This window comes from Burkholderia sp. YHN3-13 (assembly GCF_055810675.1).
The window spans coordinates 1-540 of the sequence record NZ_JBVVNQ010000105.1 but is presented as its reverse complement, the minus strand read 5'-3'; the positions used below and the strand labels follow the sequence as shown (position 1 = coordinate 540).

Below are 540 nucleotides of genomic sequence, written 5' to 3'. Positions count from 1 at the left end.
CGCGATGGGTCGGCAATCGAGTCAACACATCTTTCAGGTAGGTCAACGGATCGTGCCCATTTAGTTGTGCAGATCGTATCAATGTCATGATGGCAGCCGCACGTTTTCCCGCCCGCAGAGATCCACAGAACAACCAATTTGATCTGCCAATGGCCCATGGACGGACCTGATTTTCCACCCAATTGTTGTCCGCAGGCAGATGCCCGTCATTCAGGTAGCGGGTAAGCGCCTCCCAGCGTTTCAGGCTGTAATCGAGCGCCTTGGCCGTCGCCGAGCCCTCAGGGACACGTTGTCTCTGCTCGCGCAGCCAGATATGGAGTGCGTCAGCAATCGGTCGAGCCCGCTCTTCACGAACGATGCGTCTTCGATCGGGGTCAAGCTCCGCTACATCGCGCTCCACTTCGTATAGCGCGCCGAAGTACCGCAGTGCCGGCTCGGCTAGTTCGCTTTGGTGCTTGACGTGTAGATCGAAGAACTTCCGCCGAGCATGTGCAAGGCAACCAATTTCGGTGATGCCGCTTTCGAAGCCAGCCTTGTAGC

At 57.2% G+C, this 540-nt stretch carries 1 protein-coding gene; it reads right to left on the bottom strand.

Features of this window, described 5'->3' with window-relative positions:
• A partial coding sequence (tnpC, locus tag AC0KUR_RS38120) for an IS66 family transposase (protein WP_473377423.1) occupies positions 1-540 on the bottom strand: 540 nt, incomplete at both ends.